This is a genomic window from Streptomyces himastatinicus ATCC 53653, assembly GCF_000158915.1.
In the GTDB taxonomy this organism is placed as follows: Bacteria; Actinomycetota; Actinomycetes; order Streptomycetales; family Streptomycetaceae; genus Streptomyces; species Streptomyces himastatinicus.
Window position 1 is genome coordinate 3,936,988 of sequence record NZ_GG657754.1, and the last position, 14,789, is coordinate 3,951,776.

A 14,789-nucleotide genomic window follows, 5' to 3' on the forward strand; every position below is an offset into this window, starting at 1 on the left:
GGCAGCGGGGTGCTCTGGGTGGTCGAGGAGCCCTTGGGGCGGCGCGGCGGCGCGAACCAGTCGCTGGTCTTGTCGCCGTCGCCCTTGCCGCCCTTGCCGCTCTTCTCGCGGCTCTCGCGGTCCTTGGCGTCCGCGCGCCCCTCCGCGGCCGCCGCGCCCAGCTCCGGGCTGCGGACGGCATCGGGCCGGGGCGTGGCCCCGGTGGGCTCGGCGTCCCCGTCGTCCTCACCGGAGCGGGGTGCGGGCACGCTCTCCCCGTCGACGGTCTTGCGCATGACGACCGGCGGAATGGGCCGCGAACCCGGGATGTTGATCCGGATGCGGGTCGTCAGAGTGGTTTCGGTCTTCGGATCCTCCGGCTTGGCCGCGGCATCCGCCTCACCGTCACCGATGCCGCCCTGGAGGGCCTCCGGCGACGGGGACAGGCGGGATCCGTACGGCGGGGTGCCCGATGGATACGCGGCACCGCCGCTACCCCCCCGGGCCCCGGAGGACGAACTGTCAGATTCACGGCTCAAAGCAGGTTCTCCCAGTTAGCTCCGCCGCCCGTCAGACCTCGCGCGGGCGGCTCGGCGGCGCGCACCACCATACTGGGCGTCGCGGTCGCGTACTTGACGGCCGCCCTATGGCCGCACCTTGTGGACCTCGTGCGTCGGCGGAGGACCGTCCGGAGCCCCGGGAACATCACGCCGGGTCCCGGGGACGTCACGCCGTAAACGTCATGTCATTTACCAAGTCGGGCGGCCAGTGCGCCCGGTTGCGAGACCACCGGCAGGGTGGCACACATCACACCGACGAACATGCCGCCCAGCAGGAAGACGTACGAACCCAGGCCCGCACTGAAGAGGAAGTCCCCTTCCGGGCGGGTGCTGGTCAGCAGCAGGACCACCAGCGTCCACGCCCCGGCGGGCAGGCCGCCGCCCATCCGCCGGTCGGTCGCCTTCACGCCGCCGTAGCAGACGGCCGCGAGGCCGAGCAGCGCGAGCAGCAACCCGGCGGGGAACCAGAGCCCTTGGACCACCGCGCCCGCGATGGCGACCAGGGCCCCGAGGGCGGCGAGCAGCGCGTATCCCGCGAGTCGGGCGACCGTCATGCCGTCACCCCCGCGAACAGGTCGTCCTCGCGCTCCGCTGCCGGCTCGCCCCTGACGAGCCGGTAGTGCTCGTGGACGAACAGCGGCTGGCCCAGGTCGTTGGAGAGCGCGAAGAACGGCACGTCCACCGCGATCTGGGTGGCGTGGGCGCGCATCGCGGCGGTCTTGGCGTCCGCGTACGCGGTGCCGTCGATCACCGCCGAGACCTCCGCGTCCGCCACCACGCCCGGTACGTCGTCGGCGGTGGCGACGCCGGGGAAGGGGACCTGATCGCCCGCCGCCCGGAGCCGCGCGAAGCCCTCCTCGACGGCCGAGCGCGGCACACAGTTCCAGTAGACCTTGCGGACCTCGTGCGGATCGCCCAGGTCACGGCGGAAGACCGGCTCCGCGGCCAGCTCCGCCGCGCGCATGGCGACGCGGTGCGCCTGGATGTGGTCGGGGTGCCCGTATCCCCCGTCGGCGTCGTACGCCACCAGGACCTGCGGCCGGATCTCGCGGATCACCGCCACCAGGTAGGAGGCGGCCTCGTCGAGGTCGGCCTGCCAGAAACAGTCGGCCCGGCCGTTCTGCGGGGCGCCCATCATGCCCGAATCGCGATATCTGCCCGGACCGCCGAGGAAGCGGTGGTCCTGGACGCCCAACGCCTTCATGGCCGCGGCGAGTTCACCGATCCGGTGGCTGCCGAGGGTGTCGTCGCGGTCGGCGGTGAGGTGGGCCAGATCCGCCGGAATGACCTCGCCTTCCTCACCGAGGGTGCAGGTCACCAGGGTGACGTGGGCACCCTCGGCCGCGTACTTGGCCATGGTCGCGCCGTTGTTGATCGACTCGTCATCCGGATGCGCGTGCACCAGGAGCAGACGACGGGCGGGAAGAACGGTCATGCCCACAGCCTACGATTCGCCCACCGGTGCCCGCGGACCGCGGGCACGGGCCCCCGTGGATCATCGTTCGTGTGTCGCCGGTGGTTCCCGGTAGCTCAGAGCTTCACGTCTCCGATCATGTTCGCCACATTGGTGGTGAGGTCGTCGATGGTCGGTGCGACCGACGAGCTGGCCAAGTAGAAGCCGAGCAGCACACAGATGAGCGCGTGCGCGGTTTTCAGCCCGGCCTTGTTGACGAGCATGACGACGATGATCAGCAGCAGCACAGACAACGAGATCGAGAGCGCCACAGCGACTCACCTCCAGGAACACGCGCTCGGACAGACAACATATTGATGCCACACGGGGCCTACCCACTATGCGCAATCGATCATAACTATCGGCGCGTGCGCACGAGTCGGTGCACGGGAGCATGACAGGGGCGCATGCCTGATCGCACGAACTGGCGCCTGGCCAGGAAGACTTCTCGCTGCTTATCCGCCATCTCCCGGCCACAGAAGCTGGCTTGTTCTCACCCCCAGGACGGCTGGACCGTGCCCCTGGCAAGAGAAGGCAAGGGCCCCGGGCAAGCGACCGCGCGGGCCGGTCCGGCCTGATCGATACGACACCCTTTGCGGCCCCGACGCGTGTACCGGTCAGTACGCCCCTCGCGATCTTCAGGACCCGTACGCTCGCCCTATGACCGGACAGCTCTCCTTCCCTCGGCAGCACGCGCGCACCCAGCGCTTCACGCTCGGAGCGCCCCGGGCCTTCAGCGTGGCCCCCGACGACTCCCGCGTGGTCTTCCTGCGGTCCCGCGGCGGCACCGACCGGGCGGGCCTGCTGTGGGTGTACGACGTCGCCGGGCAGCGGGAGTACCCGGCCGCCGATCCGGTGGCCCTGCTCGGCGGCGCGGACGAGGAACTGTCCGCCGAGGAGCGGGCGCGCCGCGAGCGCAGCCGCGAGGGGTCGGCCGGGGTGGTCGGCTACGCGGTGGACCAGGCCGTCGAAACGGCGGCCTTCGCCCTCTCCGGGCGGCTGTTCGTCTCCGATCTGACCGGCGGCGAGTCCCGTGAACTGCCCGCTCCGGGTCCCGTCGTGGACCCGCGCCCCTCCCCCGACGGCCGCCATGTCGCCTATGTGGCGGGCGGCGCGCTGCGCGTCACGGGAGGAGGGGGACGGCGACCGGGCGCTCGCCGAACCTAAGCCGACACCGTCACCTACGGTCTCGCGGAGTTCATCGCGGCCGAGGAGATGGACCGTACGCGCGGCTTCTGGTGGTCCCCGGACAGCGATGCCCTGCTGGTCGCCCGCGCCGACGACGCCCCCGTACGCCGCTGGTGGATCGCCGACCCCGCCCACCCCGGCCAGGCACCCACCGAGGTCGCCTACCCGGCCGCCGGCACCGCCGACGCCGAGGTGCGGCTCGTCCTGCTGGGCCTGGACGGCTCCCGTACGGAGATCGAGTGGGACCGGCAGCGCTACCCCTACCTGGCCCGGGTGCACTGGTCGGCCTACGGTCCGCCGCTGCTCCTCGTCCAGGCCCGGGACCAGCGCAGTCAGCTCTACCTGGCCGTGGACACCGAGAGCGGACGGACCAGCACCGTGCACGCCGACGAGGACGCGGTATGGCTGGATCTCTTCCCCGGCGTGCCCGCCTGGACCCCCGACGGGCGGCTCGTCCGGATCGCGGACGAGGGCGGCGCCCGGGCCCTGATGGTCGGCGACCGCAAGCTCACCTCCGGCGCCCTCCAGGTGCGCGCGGTCCTCTCCGTCGGCGATGACGACGTGCTGTTCTCCGCCGCCCCCGGCGCCGAGGCCGCGCTGCCCGACCGGCCCGGCGAGATCGACGTCCACCGCGCCTGGTTCCGCGGCAGCGGCGACCAGGGCGGCTGGGAACCGGTCGGCAAGCGGCCCTTCCCTGCCGTGCACTCCGCCGTGCGCGGCGACCGGCTCATCGTGCTCAGCCACGCCGGGACGGAGCGGCCCGGTGCCCGCGTGGAGCTGCTGCGGGCCGCGGACCACGGGGCGGGCGAGACGGTCGCCGAGATCGCCTCGTACGCCGAGACCCCCGTCATCACCGCACGCCCGCAGCTCACCTTCGCGGGCAAGAACGACATCCCCTGCGCGGTGCTCCTGCCGACCGGATACAGCGAGGGCGACGGGCCGCTGCCGGTCCTGATGGACCCGTACGGCGGACCGCACGGCCAGCGCGTGGTCGCCGCCCACAACGCGTACGTCACCTCGCAGTGGTTCGCCGACCAGGGGTTCGCGGTGATCGTCGCCGACGGGCGCGGCAGCCCCGGGCGCTCCCCCGCCTGGGAGAAGGCCGTCCGCGACGACCTCGCGGCCGTCACCCTGGAGGACCAGGTCGAGGCCCTCACCGCGCTCGCCGGGCGCTACCCGCTGGACCTCGGCCGGGTCGCCATCCGCGGCTGGTCCTACGGCGGCTACCTCGCCGGGCTCGCCGCGCTGCGCCGCCCCGACGTCTTCCACGCGGCGGTGGTCGGCGCGCCGGTCACCGACTGGCGGCTGTACGACACCCACTACACCGAGCGCTATCTGGGCCACCCCGACGAGCAGCCCGCGGTGTACGCGGCGAACTCGCTGGTGACGGACGAAGGGCTGTCCGGCGCCGCGGAGGGCCCGGCCCGGCCGATGATGATCATCCACGGGCTGGCGGACGACAACGTGGTCGTCGCCCACTCGCTGCGGCTCTCCTCGGCGCTGCTGGCCGCCGGGCACCCCCATGAGGTGCTGCCGCTGTCCGGGGTCACCCATATGACCCCGCAGGAGCAGGTCGCCGAGAACCTGCTCCTGCTCCAGGTCGACTTCCTGAAGCGGTCGCTGGGGATCTAGCGTCCCCGGCTCACCAGCCAGGCGGCGGGGACGGCGGAGGCGGCGGGGCCGTGGGCGGGGCGGACGGCGGAGGCGGTGCGTAACCCGGCGGAGCGGCGGGCGGCGGGGCGTATCCGCCGCCGTAGCCGTCGTAACCGCCGTAGCCCGCCGCCCCGTACGCCGGGGCCGGGGTGTCCGCCTCGCCCCGCCGCGCCAGCACGAGCAGCGCCACCAGCCCCACGAGCAGTTCGAAGAACGCGGTCAGCACCGACAGCACCCCGGCGGTCGGCAGATCGTCGAGGTGCTCGACGTACTCCAGCTTGATGTAGAGCGAGACCGTGCTCACCCCGGTCGCCAGCACCAGCACCGCGGTCACCATCCCCAGCGGCCGCGACAGCGGGGCGCGGCCCAGCGCGGCGGCGGCCGCCACCAGGCAGAGCGCGACAAGAGCCCAGGCCTGCCAGGCGGAGGGCGGTGAGAGCAGTGTGACCAGGCTGTGCTTGCCGGTCAGCTGGTACTTGTACATGCCCCACTCGGCCTTCTGCGCCCAGTAGATCTGCCAGGCGCCGAGGACCGCCCCCGAGGCCCCCAGCAGCAGCGCCCCGACCATCGCGGCCCCCGGCCCCGGCCGCGCGGGCGGCTGGTCGGCGGGCGCCGCGGCGTACCCGTCGGCGGGCCGCCGGGCCGCGGCAACGGTGGCCAGCAGCAGCACCCCGAGCACCACCCCGGCCCAGGCGGTCAGATTGGCCCGCGTCTTCAGGTCGTCGGGGATGCCCTGCATCCAGTCCGCGTTCAGGTTCCACAGGCTCGGCAGCCGCAGCACCACGGTGACGGCCGCGACGGTACCGAGCGCCCCCGCGGCGGCCGGTGAGCGCAGCGCGGCGATCCCGGCGACGACGCAGAGCACGAGCAGGACCAGATCGAAGAGGGAGGAGCCGAAGAGGCTCCCCGAGGCCCGGAACGGCATTCCGGACCATGTCCACCACAGATGGCTCGCCTTGTCCGCCTTGTCCAGGTCCCGGACGATCCACGCCAGTGAGATCATTCCGAGCACCGCGCAGACGAGTGCGCCGAAAACACGCGCTCCGCGTGTGAGTATCCGTCCCTGCCCCATAGCCGTAGGTTTCCCCCACCTCGCACCCCGGGCAACCATCGCGAGGCGAAGAAGTACGCGGATCGTGACCAACCGGATGACGCGGCGGGTAACCGGCCGAGGCGACATGGCGCACCCCGGCCGGTCTACGGCACCCGCACGGCCGTACGCGGTTCAGCCTGGCGCGTCCGCATATCGGTGCGGCGTCAGCCGAGTTGCCTGTGCGTTAACGCGGTTCCTCCCCAGCAATCACGCTTTGTCACCACTCCGCGATCACTGTCAAGCACGCCCGTACCTCGATCTGCAAAATGTTCGCTCAAGACTCCGAAGCCGGGCACATCCGCTCTTGCCCGCCTCTTGACCCGGCTGTGAATACGTTGCGACAGTCCGCTCAACCCGCCACAACGCGGGTAGATAGACCTGAGTTGACGGTTTGTGCGACGGGGCGGATCACCATGGGGGGCGCTACGCGATGACGACTCCATCCCAGCTCACCGTGGCCGGGAAGACCGCACCGGCCGGGGAGGACGGACCGGGCGGGCAGCCGGCCGGCTTATCGCCGCGCCAGCTGATGTGGCGACGCTTCAAGCGTGACCGGACGGGGGTGATCTCCGCCTGTGTCGTGCTGTTCTTCTTCGCCGTCGCCGTGCTGGCCCCGGTGATCTCCTCGCTGTACGGCAAGGACCCGTACACGACGTACGGCCTCGACCGGCCGGAGCTGCTGGATCCGCTCACCGGCTATCCGATGAAGCCCAACGGCGGCATCGACGGCGAGTTCTGGTTCGGCATCGAGCCCAAACTCGGCCGGGACGTGCTGACGCAGCTGGTGTACGGCATCCGCACCTCGCTGCTGATCGGGCTGGCCGCCACGCTGCTGTCCACGCTCACCGGCATCGTCATCGGCGTCGTCGCGGGCTATCTGGGCGGGCGCACGGACTACTTCCTGGGGCGGCTGATCGATCTGCTGCTGTCCTTTCCGCAGCAGCTGTTCTTCGTCGCCTTCATGCCGGTGGTCACCGCGCTGTTCGTCAGCCCGCAGAAGGAGACCCCCACCTATTTCCGGGTGACGGCCCTGGTCACGGTGTTGTGGCTGCTGGGCTGGATGCAGCTGGCCCGGCTGCTGCGCGGTCAGGTGCTGTCGCTGCGGGAGCGCGAGTTCGTCGAGGCCGCGAAGGTGACGGGGGCCTCGCCGTGGCGGATCGTCCGCAAGGAGCTGCTGCCCAATCTGGGCACGCCGATCCTGGTGCAGTCGACCCTGATGCTGCCCAACTTCGTGACGACGGAGGCGGCCCTGTCGTTCCTCGGCGTCGGAGTGGTCGAGCCGACCCCCGACTGGGGCCGGATGTTCGCCAAGGGCGCCAACTTCTACGAGGGCGACATCACCTACATGTTCTTCCCCGGCATCGCCATGGTGATCTTCGTCGTCGCCTTCAACCTGCTCGGGGACTCGGTCCGGGACGCCATGGACCCGAAGACCACGCGTTGACCAGCACCACCCTTCCGTCCGACGAGCTCCAGCGAGGCAGGTGCATCGACCACCATGACGTTGAACAGCAGGCGCAGAGCACGCAGTTACGCCGTCGCCCTGGCCGCGGGGGCGCTGGCGCTCTCGGCGTGCAGCAGCGGGGGCGGCTCGGCCCCCAAGGAGTCCAAGGAGCCGGAGATGAAGGCCCAGGGGATCACCCTGGGCAGCGCCGCCGACTCCACCGGGCCCGCCAAGGAGCTGCCGGGCGCGAAGAAGGGCGGCACGGTGTCGGTGCTCCAGCGCGACGCGTTCGAGCACCTGGATCCTGGCCAGATCTATGTCAGCGATGAGCTGATCATGCAGACCCTCTACAACCGGACGCTGACGAACTACCGGATCGACGACAAGACCGGGAAGGTCAAGCTGGTCGGCGATCTGGCGACCGACACCGGGAAGTCCTCCGACGGCGGCCGGACGTGGACGTACACGCTCAAGGACGGGCTGAAGTTCGAGGACGGTACGCCGATCACCTCCAAGGACGTCCGGCACGCCGTGGAGCGGCTCTACGCGCCGTTCGAGACCAGCGGACCGACGTACCTTCAGCAGTGGCTCTCGGGCGAGGGCCAGAAGTACCGCAAGGCGCTGCCGGACGGTCCGTACAAGGGCAAGCACCTGCCGAAGACGGTGCTGGACACGCCGGACGAGAAGACGGTCGTCTTCCACTTCGACCAGCCGCGGGCCGAGGTGCCGTTCGCCGTGGCGATGCCGAACATCGGCGCGGTGCCGCCGGGCAAGGACACCAAGGAGAAGTACGACAAGGCGCCGCTGGCCAGCGGTCCGTACAAGATCAAGAACTTTAAGCCGGGCAAGGGCATCCAGTTCGTCAAGAACGATCAGTGGGACCCCAAGACCGATCCGATACGCCATCAGTACGTGAACACCTTCGATGTCTCCTTCGGCCATCAGTGGGTGGACTCCACCCGCCGCCTGGTGGCCGACAAGGGCGCCGACAAGAACGGCATGACCTGGACCAACGCCGTCGATCCCTCGCAGATCTCGGCGGTCCTCAAGAACAAGGACGCGATGGCCCGGTCGATGACCGAGACCCAGCCCTATGTGGACGTCGTCTCGATCAATACGGACCGGGTCAAGAACAAGAAGGTGCGCGAGGCGATCGCCTGGGCCTTCCCCAGCGGTCAGTACCTCCAGCAGTTCGGCGGCCCCAAGGGCGGTGAGATCGCGGGCGGTCTGGTCGGCCCGACGCTCAAGGGCTACAACCCCGACTTCGATCCGTTCCAGAAGAAGAAGTACCCCGGCGGCAACGCCAAGAAGGCCAAGGAGCTGCTGAAGGAGGCGGGCGAGGAGGGGTACGAGCTGGTCTACGCGTACGGCAACGGCGACACCCACCAGGACGCCTCGGTCGTCGTCCAGCAGGCCCTGGAGCGGGCCGGGTTCACGGTCCAGAAGAAGGAGATCGACCAGACCACCTACTACACCCAGATCGGGAAGGTGGACAACAAGTACGACCTCTACCGGTCCTCCTGGTCCGCCGACTGGCCCTCCGCCTCGACCGTCGTTCCTCCGGTGTACGGCGGAAAGAACGTCTACAACGACTCGGCGAACTACAGCCATCTGAACGTCCCGGCGGTCAACAAGGAGATCGACCGGGTCGCCAGGGTCGGCGACCTCAACCGGGCCACCTCGGAGTGGATGAAGCTCGGCGAGAAGGTCCTGACCGACGAGATACCGGCGGTCCCGACCTTCTACAACCGGCTGTTCACCCTCTGGGGCTCCGGCATCAACGGGACGAAGTGGAACCCGATCTACGGGGCCGTGGACCCGACGGCCGTCTTCATCAAGTAGCCGCTGGTCCCAGCTCGATCAGGAGCCCGGCCGCGCCGCCCGCGCCCGTTCGATCCGGCGCCCGCGGCGCGGCCGGTACCCGCCCCGACCGGAAGATCCATGACGCCATGTTGAGATTCCTCGCCCGCCGCTCCCTCGGCGCGATCGTGATCCTCCTGCTGATCAGTGCGATCACCTTCTTCCTCTTCTTCGCCCTGCCCGCCGAGCCCGCCCGGCTCGCCTGCGGCAAGAGCTGCGACCCCACCTCGCTCGCCATCATCAACAAGAACCTCGGCCTGGACGAGCCGGTGCCGGTGCAGTACGCGAAGTTCATGGCCGGGATCGTCGCCGGGCGGGACTTCGCGGTCGGGCACTGCGACGCCCCCTGCTTCGGCTACTCCTTCGTCAGCCAGGAGCCGGTGTGGGGCACCATCGTCGACCGCTTCCCGACCACCCTCTCGCTCGCCCTGGGCGGCGCCGCGGTGTTCCTGGTCTGCGGGATCGGCATCGGGATGGTCGCGGCCTGGCGGCGCGGCACCTGGATCGACAAGCTCTTCAGCTCGCTGTCGCTGCTGGGCGCGTCCCTCCAGATCTACTTCGTCGGCGTGCTGTGCCTGGCCTGGTTCGTCAGCGGACTGGGAATCATGGACCAGCCCGCCTACTACCCCTTCACCGACAACCCGGCGAAGTGGTTCAGCGGAATGCTGCTGCCCTGGCTGGTGCTTTCGCTGATCTTCATGGCCAACTACAGCCGCATGACCCGCTCCCAGATGGTCGAGCAACTCCAGGAGGACCACGTCCGCACAGCCAGGGCCAAGGGTCTTTCCGGCCGGACGGTCTTCTTCCGCTACGCCTGGCGCGGCGCCATCGCCCCCATCGTCACCATCTTCGGCATCGACCTCGGCTCGCTGTTCGGCGGGGCGATGGTCACCGAGTACACCTTCACCCTGCACGGCATCGGACGGCTCGCCGTGGAGTCCGTCCAGCTGACCGATCTGCCGATGCTGATGGGCGTGATGCTGGTCAGCGCCGCGGCCATCGTCATGTTCAACATCCTGGTGGACGCCGCCTACGCCGTCATCGACCCGCGCGTACGCCTCGCCTAGAAGGACGCCCGACGTGACCACCGACGCGACCCCAGCCTTCCTGTCCGTACGCGACCTGCACGTCCGCTTCGCCACCGAGGACGGCACCGTCAAGGCCGTGGACGGCCTCTCCTTCGACCTCGAACGCGGCCGGACGCTCGGCATCGTCGGCGAGTCCGGCTCCGGCAAGTCCGTCACCAACCTCACCGTGCTCGGCCTCCACGACCCGCGCACCACCACGGTCACCGGCGAGATCCACCTCGACGGGCAGGAGCTGACCCGCGCACCCGAACGCACCCTGGAGCGGCTGCGCGGCAACACCATGGCGATGATCTTCCAGGATCCGCTGACCGCCCTCTCGCCGTACTACACCGTCGGCCGCCAGATCGCCGAGCCGTACCGCAAGCACACCGGCGCCTCCAAGCGGGACGCCCGGCTGCGCGCCGTCGAGATGCTGGAGAAGGTCGGCATCCCCAACCCGCGGCTGCGGGTGGACGACTATCCGCACCAGTTCTCCGGCGGGATGCGGCAGCGCGCCATGATCGCCATGGCGCTGGTCTGCGACCCCGATCTGCTGATCGCCGACGAGCCGACCACCGCCCTCGACGTCACCGTCCAGGCGCAGATCCTGGACCTGTTGAAAGACCTCCAGCAGGAGTTCGGCTCCGCGATCATCCTGATCACCCACGATCTGGGCGTGGTCGCCAACACCGCCGACGACCTGCTGGTGATGTACGCGGGCCGGGCCGTCGAGCGCGGCACGGTCCGCGAGGTGCTGCGGGCGCCCCGACACCCGTACACCTGGGGGCTGCTCAGCTCCATGCCCCGGCTGTCCTCCGCCGTCGACGAACCGCTCAGCCCCATCCCCGGCACCCCGCCGAGCCTCCTCGCCCCGCCGCCCGGCTGCCCGTTCCACCCCCGGTGCGGCTATACGGCGGAGGTCGGCGGCGAGCGCTGCCGCGGCGAGCGGCCCACCCTCCCGGACGGCCGGGGCGCCGCCTGCCACCTGGGCACCGAGCGGACGCGGACCCTCTTCACCGAGCAGATCAAGCCCCGGCTGGGCTAAGGAGCGCCTTCAGATGAGCATCGAGTCGGGCACCCCCGAACCCCTTTTGGTCGCCGAGAAGCTGACCAAGCACTTCCCGATCATGGGCGGCTTCCCCTTCCGGCGGAAGGTGGGCGCCGTCCAGGCCGTAGACGGCATCGACCTGACCGTGCACGCGGGGACGAGCTTCGGGCTGGTCGGCGAGTCCGGCTGCGGCAAGTCCACCACCGGGCGGCTGCTGACCCGGCTGCTGGAACCCACCGCCGGGCAGATCACCTACCGGGGCCGGGACATCACCCACGCGGACCGCAAACAGCTGGCGCCGGTCCGCTCCGAGATCCAGATGATCTTCCAGGATCCGTACTCCTCGCTGAACCCCCGGCAGACCGTCGGCACCATCATCTCCGGGCCGATGGAGATCAACGGCATCCGCCCGCCCGGCGGCCGCGAGGCCCGGGTGCGCGAACTGCTGGAGACCGTCGGCCTCAACCCCGAGCACTACAACCGCTTCCCGCACGAGTTCTCCGGCGGCCAGCGCCAGCGCATCGGAGTCGCCCGTGCCCTCGCCCTCGAACCCCGGCTGATCGTCGCCGACGAGCCGGTCTCGGCGCTCGACGTCTCGATCCAGGCCCAGGTCGTCAACCTGCTCCAGCAACTCCAGCGCGAGCTGGGCATCGCGTTCCTCTTCATCGCCCATGACCTCGCCGTCGTACGGCACTTCTCGCAGCGCGTCGCGGTCATGTACCTCGGGAAGATCGTCGAGGTCGGCGACCGCGACTCCATCTACCACCGCCCCCGCCACCCGTACACCCACGCCCTGCTGTCCGCCGTCCCGGACGCGGCCGTGGTGATGGCCGACGACTCCCCCGCCGCCCACCGCGAACGCATCCGCCTCGCCGGTGACGTCCCCTCCCCCATCGCCCCGCCCTCCGGCTGCCGCTTCCGCACCCGCTGCTGGAAGGCCCAGGACAAGTGCGCGACGGAAGAGCCGCCGCTGCTGCGCATCGAGGGCAACCGCGAGGGCCACCTGTCCGCCTGCCACTTCCCCGAGGCCCCCACCACCGAGGCCCGCGACCAGGACATCGTCCTCGACCCGGCGCTGTCATGACGCCTGGCAGAGGGTGGCGGCACTGGGCCGGGTGGCTGGCGTGGCTGCTGCCTCTGGGGCTGACCCGCCGCTGGTCACGGTGGCCGTCACACCCCACCTCGACAGCGGTTGCGGTACCGACGGCGGGTGGGTCTTCCCCGTACCGGCGGCCCGGCTGGCCGATTACGTGCCCGGGGAGCGGCCCAGCCGGAACGGGACGACCTGGGACCGGGACCCGTACGCCTTCGGGGGCGCGGCGCCGGACGCTCTCAGGCTCGGCCTCAGGGTGCGGGCGCGGGGCGACCGCACCATCGTCCTCAAGGACTTCACCGTGCACGTCGTCGAGCGCGCCAAGCCCCTGACGGGTGCGGTGCTCGACCCCTGGCCGGTCAGCCAAAGCTGCGGCGGAGGCGGCGCATCCCCGACCCCTCCCTGGTACGGGAAGAAGGACCTCGACGCCTCCCCGCCGCGCTGGACCAGGACACGTCCCGGAACACCACCCCGGCCGACGGCCTGCCCGCCTACGCGTGGGGCGGCACCGCATGGCGTGTCGGAAAACCTTGACACGTCGGAAATCCCCGACGCATAGTGGCGGCCATGGCGGCAGTCGATGTGTTCAGCGCTCTGGCCAATCCCGTACGGCGCAAGCTGCTGGAGGTCCTCCAGGCCGGGCCGCGCTCGGCGGGCGACCTGGCGGGTGAGTTCGAGCTCAGCAGACCCGCGGTCTCCGAACACCTCACGGTGCTCAAGAACGCCCGACTGGTGCGCGAGGAGCCCCGGGGGCGGCATCGCTACTACCACCTGGAAGCGGCCCCGCTCGCGGAAGTGGGCGAGTGGCTCCACCCCTTCGAGCACTACTGGCGCGCCCGCATGGGGGCGCTGCGCGACCTGATCGACGAGGAGAACCGATGACCACCGACGACCCGGCCGCCATCCACTGCGACCAGTTCATCGCCCACCCGCCCGCCACGGTCTGGAAGGCCCTCACCGACCCCGAGCTGCACGCGCGCTGGTGGGCCGCCGGGGACGTACGGCCGGTCGTCGGGCACCGCTTCACCCTGGACATGGGCCAGTGGGGGCAGCAGCCGTGCGAGGTGCTGGACGTCGAGCCCGAGCGCCTGCTGCGCTACAGCTTCGCCTCCGGCACCCTGGACACCACGATCACCTGGCGGCTGGAGCCCGAGGGCACCGGCACCCGCCTCTTCCTCGAACACTCCGGCTTCGACCTCGACTCCCCGCTCGGCAGGGCCGCGCTCGACGGCATGGGAAGCGGCTGGCCCGACGTTCTCCGCGGTATCGAACGGGTCATGACCTCAGCAGACTGCTAGGGGGCGGCTTGCCCCACGTAATCTGGTCCCCGTGCCAGCCTCCCGCCTGCGTCGCGTCGCCGTCCTGGTGCTCGAGGGCGCGAAGCCGCTCGATGTCGGCATTCCCGCTCAGGTGTTCACGACCCGCGCGAGCATGCCGTACGAGGTGCACGTGTGCGGCGCGGCACCAGGACTCGTGACCGGCGGCGACGGTCTGTCGTACCACGTCGCCCAAGGTCTCGACGCTCTCGCGTGGGCCGACCTCGTCTTCATCCCCGGCTACCGGTTCCCGGACCGCGACGACCCGCCGCGGGCCGTCGTCGAGGCGCTGCTCGCCGCCCACGAGCGGGGCGGGCGCCTCGCCGCCATCTCGACGGGTGCCTTCGCGCTCGCCGCCACGGGCCTGCTCGACGGCAAGCGTGCCACGACGCACTGGCATTACGCACGGGCGCTCGCGGCGAAGCACCCCCTCGTCCAGGTCGACGAGAACGTTCTGTTCGTCGACGAGGGCAGCGTGCTGACGTCGGCCGGCGCAGCCTCCGGCATCGACCTGTGCCTGCACATCCTGCGGGGCGACCTCGGGGTGGCCGCCTCGAACCACGCGGCCCGGCGCCTGGTCGCGGCCCCCTACCGCAGCGGCGGTCAGGCGCAGTACGTGCCGCGCAGCGTGCCCGAGCCGCTCGGCGAGCGGTTCGCCGCCACCCGCGAGTGGGCGCTGCACCGGCTCGGCGAGCCCCTCAGCCTCGAAACCCTCGCCCAGCACGCGGCCGTCTCGGCGCGCACCTTCTCGCGGCGCTTCGCCGAGGACACCGGGTACACGCCGATGCAGTGGGTCATGCGTGCCCGTATCGATGTGGCCCGCGAACTGCTCGAACGTTCCGAGCGCAGCGTCGAGCAGATCGCGAACGACGTCGGGCTCGGCACCGGCACCAATCTGCGGATGCACTTCCAGCGCATCCTCGGGACCACGCCGAGCGAGTACCGGCGCACGTTCACGCAGGGCGAGTAGCCCACGCCGACCACCTCCCGCGGGCTTGGCACGATTCTTGCGAACCATGGCGCTCACGCCACGGC

Annotated in this window: 13 protein-coding genes and 2 pseudogenes; 10 read left to right on the forward strand and 5 right to left on the reverse strand. The window is 70.7% G+C overall.

Going from position 1 to position 14,789, the window contains the following annotated elements; genetic code table 11:
- The 4 genes and pseudogenes from SSOG_RS56020 to SSOG_RS16030 form a co-directional block, all read right to left on the reverse strand.
- Positions 1-518, reverse strand: a pseudogene (locus SSOG_RS56020) (hypothetical protein); the annotation flags it as partial.
- A 206-nt stretch (positions 519-724) separates the two neighbouring features.
- Positions 725-1,093 (reverse strand): DUF6113 family protein, encoded by a 369-nt coding sequence (locus SSOG_RS16020; protein WP_009715277.1) that lies wholly within the window; start codon positions 1,091-1,093, stop codon positions 725-727.
- On the reverse strand, positions 1,090-1,974 hold the full coding sequence (mshB, locus tag SSOG_RS16025) for an N-acetyl-1-D-myo-inositol-2-amino-2-deoxy-alpha-D-glucopyranoside deacetylase (protein ID WP_039941154.1): 885 nt from the start codon (positions 1,972-1,974) through the stop codon (positions 1,090-1,092). The genes SSOG_RS16020 and mshB overlap by 4 nt, the downstream gene beginning before the upstream one ends.
- Before the next feature lie 95 nt (positions 1,975-2,069).
- Positions 2,070-2,264 carry a hypothetical protein gene (locus SSOG_RS16030; protein WP_009715279.1) on the reverse strand — a complete coding sequence of 65 codons (195 nt, stop codon included), beginning with the start codon at positions 2,262-2,264 and terminating at the stop codon, positions 2,070-2,072.
- Between the two features lie 388 nt (positions 2,265-2,652).
- Between SSOG_RS16030 and SSOG_RS16035 the strand changes: the two are divergent.
- Positions 2,653-4,812, forward strand: a pseudogene (locus tag SSOG_RS16035) (S9 family peptidase).
- Between the two features lie 10 nt (positions 4,813-4,822).
- On the opposite strand, the gene SSOG_RS16040 reads toward SSOG_RS16035, so the two are convergent.
- On the reverse strand, positions 4,823-5,836 hold the full coding sequence (locus SSOG_RS16040) for a hypothetical protein (protein WP_245606305.1): 1,014 nt from the start codon (positions 5,834-5,836) through the stop codon (positions 4,823-4,825).
- 520 nt (positions 5,837-6,356) lie between these two features.
- Here SSOG_RS16040 and SSOG_RS16045 point away from each other — a divergent pair.
- The 9 genes from SSOG_RS16045 (at position 6,357) to SSOG_RS16080 (ending at position 14,724) form a co-directional block, all read left to right on the forward strand.
- Positions 6,357-7,370 carry an ABC transporter permease gene (locus tag SSOG_RS16045; RefSeq protein ID WP_009715282.1) on the forward strand — a complete coding sequence of 338 codons (1,014 nt, stop codon included), beginning with the start codon at positions 6,357-6,359 and terminating at the stop codon, positions 7,368-7,370.
- A 54-nt stretch (positions 7,371-7,424) separates the two neighbouring features.
- Positions 7,425-9,212 carry an ABC transporter substrate-binding protein gene (locus tag SSOG_RS16050; RefSeq protein ID WP_009715283.1) on the forward strand — a complete coding sequence of 596 codons (1,788 nt, stop codon included), beginning with the start codon at positions 7,425-7,427 and terminating at the stop codon, positions 9,210-9,212.
- Between the two features lie 107 nt (positions 9,213-9,319).
- Positions 9,320-10,297, forward strand: a complete 978-nt coding sequence (locus SSOG_RS16055; RefSeq protein ID WP_009715284.1) for an ABC transporter permease — start codon at positions 9,320-9,322, stop codon at positions 10,295-10,297.
- Between the two features lie 13 nt (positions 10,298-10,310).
- Positions 10,311-11,342 (forward strand): ABC transporter ATP-binding protein, encoded by a 1,032-nt coding sequence (locus SSOG_RS16060; RefSeq protein WP_009715285.1) that lies wholly within the window; start codon positions 10,311-10,313, stop codon positions 11,340-11,342.
- 13 nt (positions 11,343-11,355) lie between these two features.
- Positions 11,356-12,429: an ABC transporter ATP-binding protein gene (locus tag SSOG_RS16065; protein WP_009715286.1), complete on the forward strand. Its 1,074-nt coding sequence runs from the start codon at positions 11,356-11,358 to the stop codon at positions 12,427-12,429.
- Between the two features lie 40 nt (positions 12,430-12,469).
- Positions 12,470-12,997 (forward strand): hypothetical protein, encoded by a 528-nt coding sequence (locus SSOG_RS52365; protein WP_154685940.1) that lies wholly within the window; start codon positions 12,470-12,472, stop codon positions 12,995-12,997.
- A gap of 8 nt (positions 12,998-13,005) precedes the next feature.
- Positions 13,006-13,320 (forward strand): ArsR/SmtB family transcription factor, encoded by a 315-nt coding sequence (locus SSOG_RS16070; RefSeq protein WP_039937749.1) that lies wholly within the window; start codon positions 13,006-13,008, stop codon positions 13,318-13,320.
- On the forward strand, positions 13,317-13,736 hold the full coding sequence (locus SSOG_RS16075; protein WP_009715289.1) for an SRPBCC family protein: 420 nt from the start codon (positions 13,317-13,319) through the stop codon (positions 13,734-13,736). Before SSOG_RS16070 ends, SSOG_RS16075 begins: the two co-directional genes overlap by 4 nt.
- A gap of 31 nt (positions 13,737-13,767) precedes the next feature.
- On the forward strand, positions 13,768-14,724 hold the full coding sequence (locus SSOG_RS16080) for a GlxA family transcriptional regulator (RefSeq protein ID WP_009715290.1): 957 nt from the start codon (positions 13,768-13,770) through the stop codon (positions 14,722-14,724).
- The last annotated feature ends 65 nt before the right edge of the window (positions 14,725-14,789 follow it).

What these genes read in the sequence shown, in the direction of transcription:
- SSOG_RS16040 (WP_245606305.1), bottom strand. Translation starts at nt 5,836, where the DNA reads ATGATCTCACTGGCGTGGATCGTCCGGGACCTGGACAAGGCGGACAAG.
- SSOG_RS16065 (WP_009715286.1), top strand. Translation starts at nt 11,356, where the DNA reads ATGAGCATCGAGTCGGGCACCCCCGAACCCCTTTTGGTCGCCGAGAAG.
- SSOG_RS16055 (WP_009715284.1), top strand. Translation starts at nt 9,320, where the DNA reads ATGTTGAGATTCCTCGCCCGCCGCTCCCTCGGCGCGATCGTGATCCTC.
- SSOG_RS16070 (WP_039937749.1), top strand. Translation starts at nt 13,006, where the DNA reads ATGGCGGCAGTCGATGTGTTCAGCGCTCTGGCCAATCCCGTACGGCGC.
- mshB (WP_039941154.1), bottom strand. Translation starts at nt 1,974, where the DNA reads ATGACCGTTCTTCCCGCCCGTCGTCTGCTCCTGGTGCACGCGCATCCG.
- SSOG_RS16045 (WP_009715282.1), top strand. Translation starts at nt 6,357, where the DNA reads ATGACGACTCCATCCCAGCTCACCGTGGCCGGGAAGACCGCACCGGCC.
- SSOG_RS16050 (WP_009715283.1), top strand. Translation starts at nt 7,425, where the DNA reads ATGACGTTGAACAGCAGGCGCAGAGCACGCAGTTACGCCGTCGCCCTG.
- SSOG_RS16020 (WP_009715277.1), bottom strand. Translation starts at nt 1,093, where the DNA reads ATGACGGTCGCCCGACTCGCGGGATACGCGCTGCTCGCCGCCCTCGGG.
- SSOG_RS16075 (WP_009715289.1), top strand. Translation starts at nt 13,317, where the DNA reads ATGACCACCGACGACCCGGCCGCCATCCACTGCGACCAGTTCATCGCC.